Annotated in this window: 13 protein-coding genes; 7 read left to right on the top strand and 6 right to left on the bottom strand. The window is 44.0% G+C overall.

The window, feature by feature from the left end; genetic code table 11:
* Positions 1-9 precede the first annotated feature (9 nt).
* Together EP13_RS12190 and EP13_RS12185 are read right to left on the bottom strand one after the other, a co-directional pair.
* Positions 10-726: an SDR family NAD(P)-dependent oxidoreductase gene (locus EP13_RS12190; RefSeq protein WP_044057526.1), complete on the bottom strand. Its 717-nt coding sequence runs from the start codon at positions 724-726 to the stop codon at positions 10-12.
* Positions 723-1,154 (bottom strand): nuclear transport factor 2 family protein, encoded by a 432-nt coding sequence (locus EP13_RS12185; protein WP_044057525.1) that lies wholly within the window; start codon positions 1,152-1,154, stop codon positions 723-725. The genes EP13_RS12190 and EP13_RS12185 overlap by 4 nt, the downstream gene beginning before the upstream one ends.
* A 333-nt stretch (positions 1,155-1,487) precedes the next feature.
* Between EP13_RS12185 and EP13_RS12180 the strand changes: the two genes are divergently transcribed.
* From EP13_RS12180 to EP13_RS12170, 3 genes are all read left to right on the top strand, one after another.
* Positions 1,488-2,063: an LON peptidase substrate-binding domain-containing protein gene (locus EP13_RS12180; RefSeq protein WP_044057524.1), complete on the top strand. Its 576-nt coding sequence runs from the start codon at positions 1,488-1,490 to the stop codon at positions 2,061-2,063.
* A gap of 137 nt (positions 2,064-2,200) precedes the next feature.
* On the top strand, positions 2,201-2,812 hold the full coding sequence (locus EP13_RS12175; RefSeq protein ID WP_044057523.1) for a sigma-70 family RNA polymerase sigma factor: 612 nt from the start codon (positions 2,201-2,203) through the stop codon (positions 2,810-2,812).
* Between the two features lie 8 nt (positions 2,813-2,820).
* Positions 2,821-3,609, top strand: coding sequence for a ChrR family anti-sigma-E factor (locus EP13_RS12170; protein ID WP_044057522.1), 789 nt, complete (start codon positions 2,821-2,823; stop codon positions 3,607-3,609).
* 58 nt (positions 3,610-3,667) lie between these two features.
* Here EP13_RS12170 and EP13_RS12165 read toward each other — a convergent pair whose 3' ends face one another.
* A complete protein-coding gene (locus EP13_RS12165) occupies positions 3,668-4,435 on the bottom strand; it encodes an outer membrane protein assembly factor BamD (protein WP_044057521.1) in 768 nt (255 codons plus the stop codon).
* Between the two features lie 169 nt (positions 4,436-4,604).
* Between EP13_RS12165 and rluD the strand changes: the two genes are divergently transcribed.
* The 3 genes from rluD to clpB all read left to right on the top strand — a co-directional run bounded on the left by rluD (position 4,605) and on the right by clpB (position 9,005).
* A complete protein-coding gene (gene rluD, locus EP13_RS12160) occupies positions 4,605-5,585 on the top strand; it encodes a 23S rRNA pseudouridine(1911/1915/1917) synthase RluD (protein ID WP_044057520.1) in 981 nt (326 codons plus the stop codon).
* 5 nt (positions 5,586-5,590) lie between these two features.
* Positions 5,591-6,328, top strand: coding sequence for a peptidoglycan editing factor PgeF (gene pgeF, locus EP13_RS12155; RefSeq protein ID WP_044057519.1), 738 nt, complete (start codon positions 5,591-5,593; stop codon positions 6,326-6,328).
* Positions 6,329-6,428: 100 nt separating this feature from the next.
* The gene (gene clpB, locus EP13_RS12150; protein WP_044057518.1) at positions 6,429-9,005 is read left to right on the top strand and encodes an ATP-dependent chaperone ClpB; all 2,577 of its coding nucleotides are present in this window, start codon (positions 6,429-6,431) and stop codon (positions 9,003-9,005) included.
* Between the two features lie 61 nt (positions 9,006-9,066).
* Here clpB and prsT read toward each other — a convergent pair whose 3' ends face one another.
* The 3 genes from prsT to xdp1 (EP13_RS12135) form a co-directional block, all read right to left on the bottom strand.
* Positions 9,067-11,874, bottom strand: coding sequence for an XrtA/PEP-CTERM system TPR-repeat protein PrsT (prsT, locus tag EP13_RS12145; protein ID WP_052364386.1), 2,808 nt, complete (start codon positions 11,872-11,874; stop codon positions 9,067-9,069).
* 79 nt (positions 11,875-11,953) lie between these two features.
* Entirely contained in the window at positions 11,954-12,865 is a 912-nt protein-coding gene (gene xdp1, locus EP13_RS12140) for an exosortase-dependent surface protein XDP1 (protein WP_052364385.1), read from the bottom strand.
* Positions 12,866-13,036: 171 nt separating this feature from the next.
* Positions 13,037-13,924 carry an exosortase-dependent surface protein XDP1 gene (gene xdp1 / locus EP13_RS12135; RefSeq protein ID WP_231497862.1) on the bottom strand — a complete coding sequence of 296 codons (888 nt, stop codon included), beginning with the start codon at positions 13,922-13,924 and terminating at the stop codon, positions 13,037-13,039.
* Between the two features lie 281 nt (positions 13,925-14,205).
* On the opposite strand from xdp1 (EP13_RS12135), the gene pssA reads away from it, so the two are divergent.
* Positions 14,206-15,015 carry a CDP-diacylglycerol--serine O-phosphatidyltransferase gene (pssA, locus tag EP13_RS12130; protein ID WP_044057517.1) on the top strand — a complete coding sequence of 270 codons (810 nt, stop codon included), beginning with the start codon at positions 14,206-14,208 and terminating at the stop codon, positions 15,013-15,015.
* Positions 15,016-15,378: the final 363 nt, after the last annotated feature.

Genomic DNA, 15,378 nt, shown 5'->3' with positions numbered 1-15,378 from the left:
GAGGTACGACTATTTTTCTCGCATCGACAACGACAATCGTTTCTGAATAGACTGCGGTAGCACATGCATAAACCGCAACATAAACCCGAAGACGCGTGGAAAGAATATGGTTTGTTTATGGCTTTCTATGCCTTTCAACATGGCTTTTGCAGCCTCTTCAGAAGAAATTTTCATTGGCATATCAAAATCGTTTTTATCAGTCAGCGGGGTTTCTACGAATCCTGGTGAAACTGCCTGAACGACAATGCCTTTATCATGTAGGTCAACCTCTAGACTCTTGGTGAAGTAGTGCAACGCCGCTTTACTTGCGCCGTAGGCTTGCGTTCGTGTAAACGGAAGTAAACGTGCCATACTGTCCACAATGACCAGCTTGTTGCCTTTCTGCAATTGTGGAAGTAAGCCGTTAACACAATGAATAACACCAAAAAAATTCGGTTCAAAAACCCGTCTAAACATGGCCGGTTCAAAGCTGTCTATGTCAACGTATTCACAGGTACCAGCGTTGAGCACGGCAATATCACAAGTGATTTGGCCTAGGGCGGCGGCAGTTTCTTCTTCTGAGGTCACGTCAAATTTAAGGGAAGTAATACTTCGATGCTTAGACAACGTATTTAACGCCTCTTCATTTCTGCCACATGCGATAACCTGGTATCCCTTGTCTGCAGCATAGATAGCGAGCGCTTTTCCTATGCCTGATGTGGCGCCTGTGATGAGCATCTTTTTCATTTGGCTAGCCTTGTTTTTATTTTCTTTACAAAATATCCCAATAGAGGAATATGCTCATAAACCATTTCACCTAAGTCATAATAGTCTTTGTGATAGACAACAATATCGTCAACCACTTTGAGTTGAGTGATACCATCAACGTTAATGTACTTGTTACCGGTTTTCAGCGTAAGGTGCATGGTCCAACTTACACAGTGCGTAACACCGGCATCATTATCTGTTGTAGGCAAAATGGCAGATATATCAAATTTGCAGCTTTGCGCTTGGCCAAGTAAATTTTCAAAGTACCGCTTTACGTCATCAATACCCTTATGGGTAGTAATGGGGTCGATAAATACCACATCACGTCCATATATAGTGGCCAAGTCATCTGGGCTAATTTGCGTGATGTCTGAGTAAATATGACAGAAACGGTCGATTACATTCATTTTAGTCCTGTTTTCACAAAGCGTGGGTGACAACCCAGTTACAATGCACGTGAAACTTTCTTTAGGGTGCAAATTTTCTACCCGTCCAAGCAAGGAGCGCTGCTTTTTCGGTAAAATTTCGCGTACTTATTATTTAAATGTTTTTATGGCGAGCTTGGCGTTGGTTTAACGTTTGTGAGACAAGCTGCTGAATTACATACCTTAACGTGATTTTTTACCGTTTTCATTCCTGCAAGGATCATTCGCTTCTTACTAAAGTGTGAAATTCTTTCTCATGCGATCCAATATCTTCACACTGCCGTAGTGGTCTTAGTGTTTAAGAGTTAGGTTGTTATGAGCCAATCACAGGTACCTTTATTTCCGCTTTCCGCGCATCTTCTTCCTGAAGGGAGAATGTATTTGCGTATTTTTGAGCCTCGTTATATTCGAATGGTTAAGCAGGCATGCGCCGAAAACACTGGCTTTGTTATGTGTATGCTCAATGCAAAAGGCGATAAAAGTGCGAACGAACACATTTATCCCATTGGCACATTTGCGCATGTGGTCGATTTCGATTTAATGGATGATGGGTTGCTTGGCATAAAGGTTGCTGGTTCTCATCTTGTAGAGGTGTCGAATATAACCTCAGAGTCAGACGGGCTTCGACTAGGTCAATGTACGTCGCTGTCAGATTGGCCTGAGGATATTGACCCCAAAAAAATTGCGCCTATGGATGAGCGTCTTAAAGAGATTTTTGCGAAGTATGAGGATATCTCTGGCTTATACGACAACCCGCGATTCAATGACCCTTTATGGGTGCTGCGACGCTGGTTAGAACTTTTGCCAGTAGATGGCGGGCTAAAGCAGCAATTCTTACAACATAATGATTGTTCGAAACTGCTAAATTACCTCAATGCATTGGTCCCATAAGAAGGGTCTCTTTAGTGAAGAAAACGACGTTTAATTTACATTACATAAATGTAATGAGATTTAGCCGAAAATGACGAACAGTTTTCTTAGTTTATCCGTAGAATAAACTAACCAAATCGGAAAAACGGACGAATCATATGTTAGTTGGAATTCCATTGGAACAAAGCAACAGTGCCATTAAGCCTAAAGAATGTGCAGTAGAAATGTCGGATTACCTTGTCGCTGTAGCCGACAAACGATGTAAGCGTTCATTTTCTCGCGTATTCAATTACTTCGCACCTCGCTTACGTTCTTATGCTCTTAAACAAATGGGCAACGAAGCTTTAGCGATGGAGTTAGTGCAAGACACTATGTCGAATGTTTGGCAGAAAGCGCACTTATTTAACGCTGAAAAAGGTTCGCCTTCTACGTGGATTTTCACCATTGCACGTAACATTCGTTTCGACATGTTACGCAAGTTACAGAATCGTAAAGAAGATGTGTGTTCAGACGATTTGTGGCCAGTGCTTTGCGAGCAAACTGCTGACTTGAACGAAGCCCCTCTTGACGAACAAGTGACATTAGAGCAAATTGGTCATTTGTTCGAAGCGTTGCCAAGTAAGCAGCAAGCCGTGATTGAATCAATATACATAGACGGTAAATCACAGCAAGAAGTTGCAGACGAATTAGAGATTCCTTTAGGCACCGTTAAATCGCGAACTCGTTTGGCCTTGCAACGCCTTAAAGGTATGTTACACGACAGTGAATAAGAAAGTAGATGATTAGGTTTCACCCAAGCAATCAGCAACTGGTTAATTTTGTTGAAGGCAGTTTATCACCAGCCGTCTCGATTATGGTATCGGCGCATTGTGACATGTGCCCTTTGTGTCAGCGTGTGGTAGAGGTTGAAACTGAACGACTGGCATCTGAACTGTTTGAAGAAAACCTGCTTCCCGCTAGAGAAGAGGCAAGTGGGTTTTCATTCGCTGACGCCTCCCCACGTTACTCAACAAGTTCCCTAGTGTCGTCTTCCTCCATGTTTGACAACATGTTAGCGAATATTATTCAAATGCCAGATGCGAAGTCAGTGGATGGCAAGGTTCAGTCACGGGGCACCCGCAGCCCAGCTAACGTGTCTTCTGGGTCTGAAGCTGATACGCATAAAATTGAATTAGATGGCCGAGTTTTTACTGTTCCCCGAACCTTACGACGATATGTGGGTAAAACCGGTAACTGGTCTAGTTTGGTTGGAAAACTTTGGCAAGCACCGGTAGATTTAGGTAATCAAGGCGTTGCTAACTTTATATTTATGGGTCAAGGTGGAAGTGTGCCAGAACACACACACAGAGGCACAGAATATACATTGGTTATTGATGGTGAATTTAGTGATGGCCTGAATAAATACGACACCGGCGATTTTATCTTCATGGACGGCCAAAATACACATACGCCACGGGCTGATGCCAAAGATGGCTGTCTTGTATTCAGTATTGTCGATCAACCATTACATTTTACGTCGGGCATCGCGCGGTTATTAAATCCCTTTAGTCATCTATTCTTTCGATAACCTTATTTTTCCCAAAAAAAAGCGCACTTCAAAGTGCGCTTTTTTGTATGTTTACTGCTTAGCTAATGTATTCGCTATCAGGATAGTTTAAACGCAACGTCTTTAATGCGTTTTCACGAAGTTCATCTAACCCTAACTGCTCATAGCTAGACACCATGATTTCCAGCGCTTGTTGAACCTGAGTCGTATCAGGGAAGTGCTCAAGAACGTAGCGCCCACGATTTGCCGCGGCTACGTATGCTTGTCTGCGCATGTAAAAACGGGCAATCGCAATTTCGTATCGTGCTAAACGATCTTTAATATGCAACATACGTTTGCGGGCATCGACCGCATATTTACTTTCAGGATATTGTTGAATAAGTCGTCTAAAATCTTCGAACGCTTCACGAGACATAGAAGGGTCACGATCGGTACGATCGATATTCATCAGTTCTTGAAACAAGTTACTGTCGGCCTCCATGTTGGTCAGGCCGCGCATGTAGTATGCATAGTCCACATCAGAATGGTTCGGGTTTAATCGAATAAACCTGTCGATGGTGGCAATGGTTTCTTCATTCTTACCTGATTTGTAATAGCTGTAAATCAGATCTAATTGAACTTGATGTGAAAGGGGACCAAATGGATAGCGAGAATCTAGTGCGCTTAGGGTTTGAGCAGCGGCACTAAAGTTTCCTACTTCCATACTTTGTTTAGCACGCTCGTACAATTGCTGCGCGCCCATATTAGCCAAAACGGCTTTTTCTTCATTGTCGGCAGAGGAGCTACAACCTGCAACTGACACCATAGCACCCAATACTACTGGGGCTAGTAAACGAAATGATTTCATAATAATTCTAGTTTCCTGCTAAACAGTGTGGATGACTTCGCTGTCTAAGCTCGTATTTTTTGTATTCTAACGTACTCGCGGTGAGAAAAACCATACAATTTAATAAACAACGCAGTGTACCGATAGAAAGCTTGTTATAATACCCTTTTTACATTTAATCATTGGTGTTATGACACAGTCGGAAAACACAATACAATTAGACGCAACAACCGGGCCCGAGCACTTTGGCTTACGGTTAGATCAGGTTTTGGCTGATTTGTTCCCTGAATATTCTCGTTCTAAGCTAAAAACTTGGATTCAAGATGGGAATGTTGCTGTTGATGGCGAGGTAATTACCGTTCCTCGCCACAAAATGCAGATTGAAGAAAGGGTTACCGTTAACGCGGAAATCGATATTCAAGTTACCAGCAAGCCGCAAGATATCGCTTTAGATATCGTTTATGAAGACGAGCATATTCTTGTTATCAATAAACCCGCTGACTTAGTAGTACATCCTGGGGCCGGTAATCCTAGTGGCACGGTGCTGAATGCCTTGTTAAATCATGTTCCTGACATTGATAAAGTCCCTCGAGCAGGGATAGTTCATCGTCTGGATAAAGATACGACAGGGCTTATGGTTGTGGCGAAAACCTTACCAGCGCAAACCCACTTAGTCGATCAACTTCAACACAGAGTGATGAGCCGGGAATATGAGGCTATTGCATTGGGAACCATGGTTGCGGGTGGCGTGGTAGATGCGCCCATTGGCAGGCATGCCACCAAACGTACTCATATGGCAGTTAGAGAAATGGGTAAACCTGCCACCACCCATTATCGAGTAATTGAAAAATTCCGTGCTTATACCCATCTGAGACTTAAGCTTGAAACAGGTCGAACTCACCAAATCCGTGTGCATATGGCTTACATAAAGCATCCACTGTTAGGTGATCCTGTTTATGGTGGTCGTCCTCGCCTTCCTAAAGGGGCGTCGGATGAATTTATTGATACTCTAAGAGGGTTTCAACGCCAGGCACTTCATGCTGCACAGCTGTCACTGTTTCACCCTGAAACGGAAGAATGGATGACTTGGAAAGCGCCTTTGCCCGCTGATATGCAGCACTTATTAGCGTCGGTAAGGGAAGACTCTCTCGCTAATCCAGATTTTGACTAGATAAAATGAGTCGCGTTATTCTTCCCGATTGGCCCCTCCCTGAAGGGGTAATTGCCTATTGTTCAACCCGAAAAATAGGCGATAGCAAGGGCACCTACGGAAATTGCAATGTAGGCGACCATGTGGGGGATGACCCTGTAGTAGTGGCGAATAATCGCAAGCGTTTACCCCATGCCGATAACATTGTTTGGCTGCAGCAAGTTCATGGTAACACCGTTATTCATCTCAACGATGTATCGACGCCTAAAGGTGAGCCGCTCGTTGCAGATGCCGCTATTTCCAGTCACCCTGCGCACTTTTGTGCGGTCATGACAGCTGACTGTGTGCCTGTTTTGCTTTGTGATAAACAAGGACGACAAGTCGCGGCAGTTCACGCGGGTTGGAAAGGACTTCATACGAACATTATTCGCCAATGCATTGCTGAATTTAATGCGCCTGCTCACGAATTAACAGCGTGGATTGGGCCGGCCATATGCCAGCAATGCTACGAAGTTGATGAAACCCTGGCCCACAAGTTTCAAGGTGTACCAAAAGCAGTCGTGAGTGGAAAGCGGGCAAATAAATTTCAGTTAGATTTACCTCAGGTTGCGCAGCACCAACTTGCAGCCTTAGGGGTACACTCAGTGTTCAATAGTCAGTTGTGTACCTACTGTAACCCTCAGCAATTTTATTCTCACCGCCGTGCTACCCACACGGGAGATGCGCCTACAGGACGTATTGTAAGCGTGATAGGTTTGCGCTAAATCAAAGGGGAGGGTAACTTTTTCATCTTCCACTTGAATCGTTCCTGATCAGATACCATAAATAGAATATAGGAAATGAAGATCTTTTCGGGGTATAACGATGCGTTTAGACAGATTTACCAGCAAATTCCAACTCGCTATTTCTGATGCCCAATCGTTGGCGCTAGGACGAGACCACCAATATATAGAGCCAGTACACTTGATGTCTGCCATGCTGAATCAGCAAGGTGGCTCTGTACGCCCTGTTTTAGACCAAGCCAAAGTGAATGTGAATGCACTGCGCTCTGCGCTAAGTGAAGCAATAGAACGTTTGCCGCGGGTGGAGGGTATTGGCGGAGATATTCAACTAAGTAAAGAGAGTGGTATTTTACTGAATCTTTGCGACAAAATTACCCAACAACGAAAAGATGATTACATCACCTCTGAGATTTTTGTTCTGGCTGCGCTTCAGGACAACGGTAAGCTTGGACAAATCTTAAAACAGCTCAATATCACACAAAAAGCGATTGAGACCGCAATCGACGAGATGCGCGGCGGGCAAAAGGTCACCGATCCTAACGCTGAAGATGTACGCCAAGCGTTGGAAAAGTATACCACCGACCTTACTGAACGAGCTGAGCAGGGTAAATTAGACCCGGTAATAGGCCGTGATGAAGAAATACGTCGTACGGTACAAGTGTTACAGCGTAGAACGAAAAATAACCCTGTGCTCATCGGTGAACCGGGGGTAGGTAAAACGGCTATCGTAGAAGGGTTGGCTCAAAGAATTATTAATGGTGAAGTGCCTGAAGGACTTAAAAATAAGCGTGTTTTATCTTTAGATATGGGGGCATTAGTCGCCGGTGCAAAATACCGTGGTGAATTTGAAGAGCGGTTAAAAGCGGTGCTTAACGAACTGGCCAAAGAAGAAGGCAGGGTGATTCTGTTTGTTGACGAATTGCACACCATGGTTGGCGCTGGCAAAGGCGATGGCGCGATGGACGCCGGTAATATGCTCAAGCCAGCATTGGCGCGAGGAGAGCTTCACTGCGTAGGTGCAACAACGCTGGACGAATATCGTCAATATATTGAAAAGGATGCGGCACTTGAGCGACGCTTTCAAAAAGTCTTAGTAGAAGAGCCCAGCGTAGAAGACACCATCGCTATTTTGCGTGGTTTGAAAGAACGTTACGAGTTACATCATTCGGTGGATATTACAGACCCAGCGATAGTGGCGGCAGCGAGTTTGTCACACAGATATATTAGCGACCGTCAATTACCGGATAAGGCTATTGATCTTATCGACGAGGCGGCATCAAGCATACGCTTACAAATAGACTCGAAGCCTGAGGATATGGACCGGTTAGAACGTCGTATCATTCAATTGAAGCTGGAAGAGCAGGCACTAGCGAAAGAAACCGACGATGCGAGTCATAAGCGGCTTGAAATGATTGAGCTAGAACGTGAGCAAGCTGAAACTAAATATGGCGAGCTGGAAAAGGTATGGCTGAAAGAAAAAGAAGCGATGCAGGGCACCCAAACCATCAAGTCTGAGCTAGAGCAAGCGAAACTCGATTTGGAAATAGCGCGGCGTGCTTCAGATTTAAATCGCATGTCCGAATTGCAATACGGACGCATTCCTGAGTTAGAAGCTAAGTTGGAAAGGGCGTCAGAAGGCGAAACAGTAGAAACACAGTTGGTGAAAAATAAAGTGACTGATGTGGAAATTGCTGATGTGCTCTCTCGCTGGACGGGTATTCCGGTGTCAAAAATGTTGGAAGGAGAACGTGATAAGCTGCTTAAAATGGAGGATGTGCTTCATAAACGCGTTGTGGGTCAAAGCGAAGCAGTACAGTCGGTTTCAAATGCCATTCGTCGTTCCCGAGCAGGGTTAGCAGATCCAAACCGCCCGATTGGTTCATTCTTGTTTCTTGGCCCAACCGGTGTGGGAAAAACCGAGTTATGTAAAGCGTTAGCCGGTTTCATGTTTGATACCGAAGATGCCATGATCCGTATCGATATGTCGGAGTTTATGGAAAAGCATTCTGTCGCGCGTTTGGTCGGCGCGCCTCCAGGTTATGTTGGCTACGAAGAAGGGGGCTATTTAACGGAAGCGGTAAGAAGAAAGCCTTACTCGGTTATTTTGCTAGATGAAGTAGAAAAGGCACACCCAGATGTGTTTAACATTTTGCTTCAAGTCCTCGACGATGGAAGGCTGACTGACGGTCAAGGCAGAACGGTGGATTTTAAGAATACCGTGGTTATCATGACATCAAACCTTGGCTCTGATGTGATTCAAGATAAGCACAATGAAAGCCAGTATGACGAAATGAAAAATGCCGTAATGGGAGTGGTAGGCCAACACTTTAGGCCCGAATTTATTAACCGAGTAGATGACATTGTTGTATTTCATCCCTTGGGTAAGGATCAAATTAAGTCCATTGCTAAAATTCAATTGGCCTCCCTTCGCGCCCGGTTAGCTGACAAAGGCTACAAACTGACACTGTCGGGAGCCGCTATGGATAAATTAGCCGAAGCGGGTTTCGACCCTGTGTTTGGCGCGCGGCCACTTAAACGGGCTATTCAAGTACATATTGAAAACCCCTTGGCGCAACAGCTGCTAGCGGGGCATTTATTGCCTGAATCCACCATACGCATTGATGTTGATGGAGACGAATTAACGGTCTTAAATCAATAGACCTTACCAGGTGAAGCTGTCATATAATGAAAAAGGCCTTCATTTTGAAGGCCTTTTTTGTTTATAAACTATCAAGTAATGCTTGAGCTTGTGGGCGCATAAAAAATGGCCGTTCAATATTCACTGCAAAGTCTAATTCTTCTTTGGCTTCTTCTATTCGGCCCATTTTCGCGAGGGTATAGCCAAGGTGATAGCGAATATTGGGGTTTTTAGCGTTACGTGAAAAGGCATCGCGTAGCAGTTTCAAGCTTTCTTCATAGGCACCTTGCTGCGCTTTAACCCAGCCATAGGTATCCAGTACGTCTGGACTTGTGGGTGATAACGCATACGCTTTAGTAATATAGGCCGCAGCGTCTTCTAAAGAGTCTTCCAGTGCCATAATCGCTAACCGATTATACGCTTGCGCTGGATTAAGCAAATTCGGCTCTTCCACTAATGCGGCGTACATGGGCATGGCTTCGTCAAAGTTGCGGGTGAAAAACAGGTACTGGGCTAACAAGTTCCTTGCAAGCAAATTCGACGGGTCTGACTGTGAGATGGCTCTGGCTTCTGATATAAAAACGTCAACGTAAGAGGCTTGCAGCGCGTAGTTATATAAGGCGATAAAGGGCTGAGCGTAACGAGGATCTAACGCTATGGCTTTTCGGTAAGCGTCTATCGCTTCATCATCTTTGTCGGTAGCAGATAACCACTGCCCCTTTAGGTGCCAATAATTAGGGTTATCCTGTTGCTTTCCAGCCAATGTGTTTAACAAGACTTCTGCTTCTGACAGCTTATCAAGTTGAAGCAGCAGGCGTACCCTTGAAAGTGCAATAAAGTTACTATTAGGGGCCGATTTCTGGGCCTCGCGAATAGCGTCTAATGCCTGTTCATCGTTACCCAACTGCAAGTTTAAGTTACTGAACTTAACCAAACGCGGTGCGTCACCTGCAATGAAGTTTTGCACAATGTTGAGGGTTTTCTGCGCTTCATTTTGTAGCCGCATGCTAATTTGAATTGAGGCTTTATCGAGTAAGTAGTCAGGGTTATCAAAGTTATCTTTCAGCAATCTGTCTAAATGGTAGAGTGCAGTGGATAGGTCCCCTTCGTTTTGATACATGGTCACTAACCGCTGGCGCGCTGCTACGTTGGCTGGGCTTATCACGAGAATATCGAGATACAGCTGTTTAGCCTCGTTATTTTGCCCTAGCCTTGAGGCATTGAAGGCTTTTAGTAGTAGTGTCTCAATATGCTGTGGAGACAGCGTGAGTAATTCTTCCACTAAGGTATTTGACCTATCGATATCGCCAAGGCGGCTGTAGGTGGCAGCTAAGTTAAATTTTGCGGGAAAAAGGGTGGGGTTTAACGATAGGGCTTTTTCTATCGCCTGTTTTGCCTCTTCAAGCTTGCCCTGACGAATCAGTATTCCTGCTTGAAGGTTATAAACTTCAGCTTCATCTGGGAACATTTCTGTTAATAGCCGTGCGCCAAGTAGCGATTTTTCGAAATCTTGAGCTTGTAGATGCATGAGTGAATAGGCAAACAAAAATGAAGAATTGCCTTTGTTTTGCTCGAAGCTATTGTCCAAAATGGCTAAGGCTTCTTGTTGCTTTCCTCTTGCTGCCATCAGTTTTATTTTAAATAGCTGAAGCTTGGGGTTGTCTGGGTAACGAAGTTCTAAGCGTTGCAGTAAGCGTTCAGCTTTAAATGCTTTGTTCTGACGGATGAACAAATCGCCTAGTATTAACGCAGACTCAGGGTTTTCTAATAGCGCAGTTTGATGCTTTTCTAGCAAAATAAGGGCTTGTTTATACTGTTGTGTGGCGAGATACACTTGCGACAACATCATGACTGCTTGAATATCATCGCTTTCTTGCTGCAAGTACGAACTGAAATCCTTTGCTGCCTTTTCCATATTGTTGTTAAAAAAGTTTGTTAACCCGCTGATATAAAGCAACATAGGTTGAGATGCTATGAGTTCAGGAGAGAGTTGTGCCATAAACTCATTCAGTTGCTCTAGTTTCTCATTATCAATGATTTCCTCTGCCTGCCTACTTTCTAGCCAGCTATTCAATAGAATGGCTAAAGGGTCGTTTGGTGTATCTTCAATAATCTCAGCCACAAAAAGCCTAGCTCTATCGTAGTCTTTTGCCTGAAGGTACAAATCCACGAGGTTTCGCAGAGCAATGGGATCTTCCCGGTTAAACGTAAGCGCTTGTTGAAGAAATTCGGTGGCCGATTGCGTGTCGCCTTCTAAGTAGGCCAATTGTCCTTTCAGACGCCACGTTATGGCATTTTCGCTATCGATGGCTTCTGCGCGGTTAATATAATTGCGCGCCAAATCCGGGTTATCTTGTTGAAGCGCAATAGAGGCTAATCCATTCATCGCTGGCACATGAGTTGGGTAGTCATTTAGGATTTTTGAGTATTCACTCTTAGCACAAAATAAATCTTCTAACCGCACACAAGCCGTGGCCGTAATTTGCAACCAATCGCGTTTGTTCTCGCCACTTAATTTTTCTGTTTGATTAAATTCGGTGATATCTTTGTATTTATTAAGAAATAGCCAAGTATTCCCTAAGGGTTCGGCCAGCAGGTTGATATCAGCACCCATAGAAAGGGCTTCGGTAAATTCTTGTTCTGCGGCAACAAGGTAGCCGTTAATCAGCAGGATCCTGCCCATCAAAATTTTTGCTGCGAGGTTTTCGGGGTCTTTTTGTAAGCTATTTTTTAAGTGAATATAGGCTTCATCGTACTCGCTGACATTGTAAGCGCGAAGCGCTTTCTCGTAATCTTCCGAAGTGGTGGCTAAACTATTGAAGCTGGCCCCCAATAGCAGAGTGCCAATGATCGCACTTTTAACCAATCCCAATTTTTTCAATCCTAGCATAAGTACAACTATCCCACTGAACACCAATAAAAAAGGCGGCCTGAGCCACCTTTATAAGATACGTGTTTTTACTTAATTTTTAAACTGTTTGACGAATTTGCTTACGTCGCCAAGCCATCAATCCAAAACCCGTAAGTAAAAGGGCAATGGGGGCTGGCTCGCTAACTTCATTAGGCGGGCTAACAACATCTGTACCGCCAGTGGTTATACTAAGAGAAGCAAGCTTGAATCCAGAGCCTTGATAACTTGTGCTGCTGTCATCAAAGTAAATATTGTAAGCGCCTACTAACCAGTATTTTGCAGCGCTTAATTCTGTAAAGTCACTAGTGAAATCGCCATGGGAACCATGTGAAGATATATTTGATGAAATAGTAAAGTGACCATCAGACACCACCGTACCTACACCAGAGGCAACATCTGCCCAACTGAATTCGTTCGATGCGTGATTCTCAAACAACGAAATATCACTAAGTCCAACCACTGACACCTGTTTGTCAGTGTCGTAGCCTTGTAAATACGTAAACGACGCGGCAGATAAGGTGACTTCCTCACTGAATGAGAACAACACCATATCGAAATCGTCACCACCTGAGAAGTTATCTAGGGTGTGAGAATCGTTGTCATTTGAGTTGACCAGGCCGAATCCGTAATCACCGTTGTAGCTGTACCCATTTAATTGTGAGTACTTAACAACTTCGTTATCGTCGTTATTAACACCGTCGTTAGAGATATTTTGGGTATCCGACCAAGCAGTAACGCCCACAGTAACCGTTGTACCATCAATAACGATGTTTGAAGTAGTTGCATCAAGGGTATAATTAATATTGGTAGAGCCGTCTGAATATAGGTCGTACACATGTTCGTCTAGTGCGCTATCGCCTGTGGCAGAGCCTGAATCGTTACTACTTCCGCTACCGCCGCCCCCAGCAAGCGCTGGCGTTGTAGCAAGTAAGTAGGACAGACTTAGTGCAATAATCGACAAACATTTCATAAACAACGAACTCACATCTACTAATACAACAATTAATAAATGGAGTAAGCACTATGTGTGCCACTTTTTATATGCATGAATTATAAAGGGAATTTGGTGTTAGGTTGGGAGCGGGGTAAAAAAACCTGACATTGGTTTACGCTTTGTTTACCCCTATAGTCTACATTAAGATCATTTATTCTTACGGCGCCACGCGACGATTAGACCGACGGCTAAAAATGCACCAAGTGTATTTGGCTCACTGACCTCAGTGGGATTGGAATTTCCCGGCGTATCAGATGCTTTTTCAAAACCTATACTTGCAAGTTTAAATGCGTCGTCAAACATATTGCTGTCTAATTCACCAAACACTGAATTGTATGCTCCAACGAGCCAATACTGTGCGGTTTCGGTCTCTTCAAACTGCGCAATATCAATCGATTCATAGCTTTCAATATCATACGAGCCTGCAGTGAGTGCGCCTTCAACAATATTTGACCATGTTTGTTCGCCAGAAACTAACCCAGATAAATCATCTAACGCAGCGATAGATAATTGGGTGTTGTCGGTTTTCCCTACCCACGAGAATCCTGCGCCCGTTAACGTAACCGACTCTGAAAAAGAAAGGAGTACAAAGTCGAAATCATAATCAACATTTCGGCTAACAGTATTGTAACTATCAATAGCATGATCGGGGCTAGAACCGTCCATTTCAGCATCTTTATTGTATACGCCGTACCCGTAACTGCCTAAGTCTACAACATAAGCAGAAGTGACCACGTCATCATTATAGGTACCAACCGTATCTGACCAGGCTGAAATGGAAATGTTTACATCATCGATAGAGATATCTGAATACTGGCTACTCGTCGACACGTACACGTCTTCCGACACTAAGTTGTACACCGATTCCCCAAGCGCACTGTCACAGTCGCTTTGACTACCGCTATTACTTAGACAGGCATTGTAATCTGAGTAATTACTTTGGTTTTTGCCGGCATGGGCAGAGCCGACTGCAATCAAAAGCAGCGTTGGTAACACGGCTTTTAATATAAAATTAGGTAAACGAGACATTTTCATACGACTAAACCTTTTGCTATTCGTTAAAAGGTGTAGTTCAAGCGATGGCGGCAAACTTTTATTATTTCCGCTCGCGAACTTCAACATGGTATTAACGATCCTACCTGAAAGGTGTGCGTATGTAGGTATGTGATCATATACCTAGTTATTGAGTGCTTACGTTGAGTAGAAACAAGAAGCGATTAAAGATGAAAGGCACATGCCCTTGTTATCTTGCATCTATGCGTAGCTTATTAACTATGAAATAATTAGCCGCAATTAATTAGTGCCAATGAGGACTTATGTCTGAACAAAAACGAAAAGGGATTTATTTACTCCCCAATTTACTGACCACGGCAGGGCTATTTTCTGGCTTTTTCGCTGTAGTGTCATCAATGAACGGACGCTTTGAAGCAGCAGCAGTTGCCATATTCGTAGCCATGATCTTTGATGGCCTGGATGGAAGAGTGGCCAGAATGACTAACACGCAAAGTGATTTTGGCGCAGAATACGATTCTATGGCCGACATGGTTTCGTTTGGTATGGCGCCTGCGCTAGTGGCTTATAATTGGGGGTTGACCGAATTAGGTAAACTAGGATGGCTAGCGGCCTTTATATATGTCGCAGGCGCAGCATTGCGATTGGCAAGGTTTAATACTCAGGTGGGTATTGCCGATAAACGTTTCTTCCAAGGTTTAGCCAGCCCTGCCGCCGCAGCGGTTGTTGCTGGTCTCGTATGGGTGGGTGTAGAGTACGATGCTAGTGGCGCCGATTATGGGCTAATTGTAGCCGCGGTAACGGGTTTATCTGGCCTACTTATGGTGAGCAACTTTAAATATAATTCGTTTAAGGAAGTTAACTGGCACGGCAAAGTTCCCTTTGTAGGTTTGTTAATTGTTCTTCTTATATTCGTCATTGTTGCTACTGAACCCGCACTCGTGCTTTTTATCGTCTTTGCTTTGTATGCATTGGCAGGCCCAATAAATACCTTCAGAACGGTAGATAAAGTCACACTAAATGACGTGGTGGGCGATCATGAAGAAGATGCTGACTTTAAAACGACGACAAAAGATGAAGGTGAGAACCAAGAAGATTCTCACAAATCCACGTAATTCTACTTTGAAATAACGTCTATTGTTGCTTGGTAGTACGACAAATAAGCAAATTGATTAAAAGGTGCTCGGTTGGGCGCCTTTTTTGTATTTTATGGGTAGAAACTGTTGACGTATTTATTTAGATGCGTAGAATGCGCGCCTCTTCAACGGGGAACGTCGAATAGGCGGCTCAGGTGAAGAGTGTTAAACAACTGGTTTGAATAAATATTTAAACAAAAGTGTTGACAAAAAAATGATGCGCTGTAACATACGCATCCGCTTCGGAAGAGGCTAATCACTGAGAAGCAAAAATGCTTCTAGTGAATTGCGACGACCAAGGTTGTCCGCTAGCAAGGAAAACGAATCAACTGAGAGTAATGT

It is taken from the genome of Alteromonas australica, assembly GCF_000730385.1.
GTDB classification, from domain to species: Bacteria; Pseudomonadota; Gammaproteobacteria; order Enterobacterales; family Alteromonadaceae; genus Alteromonas; species Alteromonas australica.
Note: the sequence above shows the minus strand (reverse complement) of the source record. Positions and strands in the feature narration are given on the sequence as shown.

Excerpts from the sequence above, each read along its gene's own strand:
- EP13_RS12180 (WP_044057524.1), top strand. The coding sequence starts at position 1,488 with ATGAGCCAATCACAGGTACCTTTATTTCCGCTTTCCGCGCATCTTCTT.
- EP13_RS12170 (WP_044057522.1), top strand. The coding sequence starts at position 2,821 with ATGATTAGGTTTCACCCAAGCAATCAGCAACTGGTTAATTTTGTTGAA.
- xdp1 (WP_052364385.1), bottom strand. The coding sequence starts at position 12,865 with ATGAAATGTTTGTCGATTATTGCACTAAGTCTGTCCTACTTACTTGCT.
- prsT (WP_052364386.1), bottom strand. The coding sequence starts at position 11,874 with ATGCTAGGATTGAAAAAATTGGGATTGGTTAAAAGTGCGATCATTGGC.
- pgeF (WP_044057519.1), top strand. The coding sequence starts at position 5,591 with ATGAGTCGCGTTATTCTTCCCGATTGGCCCCTCCCTGAAGGGGTAATT.
- rluD (WP_044057520.1), top strand. The coding sequence starts at position 4,605 with ATGACACAGTCGGAAAACACAATACAATTAGACGCAACAACCGGGCCC.
- EP13_RS12165 (WP_044057521.1), bottom strand. The coding sequence starts at position 4,435 with ATGAAATCATTTCGTTTACTAGCCCCAGTAGTATTGGGTGCTATGGTG.
- pssA (WP_044057517.1), top strand. The coding sequence starts at position 14,206 with ATGTCTGAACAAAAACGAAAAGGGATTTATTTACTCCCCAATTTACTG.
- EP13_RS12190 (WP_044057526.1), bottom strand. The coding sequence starts at position 726 with ATGAAAAAGATGCTCATCACAGGCGCCACATCAGGCATAGGAAAAGCG.
- EP13_RS12175 (WP_044057523.1), top strand. The coding sequence starts at position 2,201 with ATGTTAGTTGGAATTCCATTGGAACAAAGCAACAGTGCCATTAAGCCT.
- xdp1 (WP_231497862.1), bottom strand. The coding sequence starts at position 13,924 with ATGAAAATGTCTCGTTTACCTAATTTTATATTAAAAGCCGTGTTACCA.
- EP13_RS12185 (WP_044057525.1), bottom strand. The coding sequence starts at position 1,154 with ATGAATGTAATCGACCGTTTCTGTCATATTTACTCAGACATCACGCAA.
- clpB (WP_044057518.1), top strand. The coding sequence starts at position 6,429 with ATGCGTTTAGACAGATTTACCAGCAAATTCCAACTCGCTATTTCTGAT.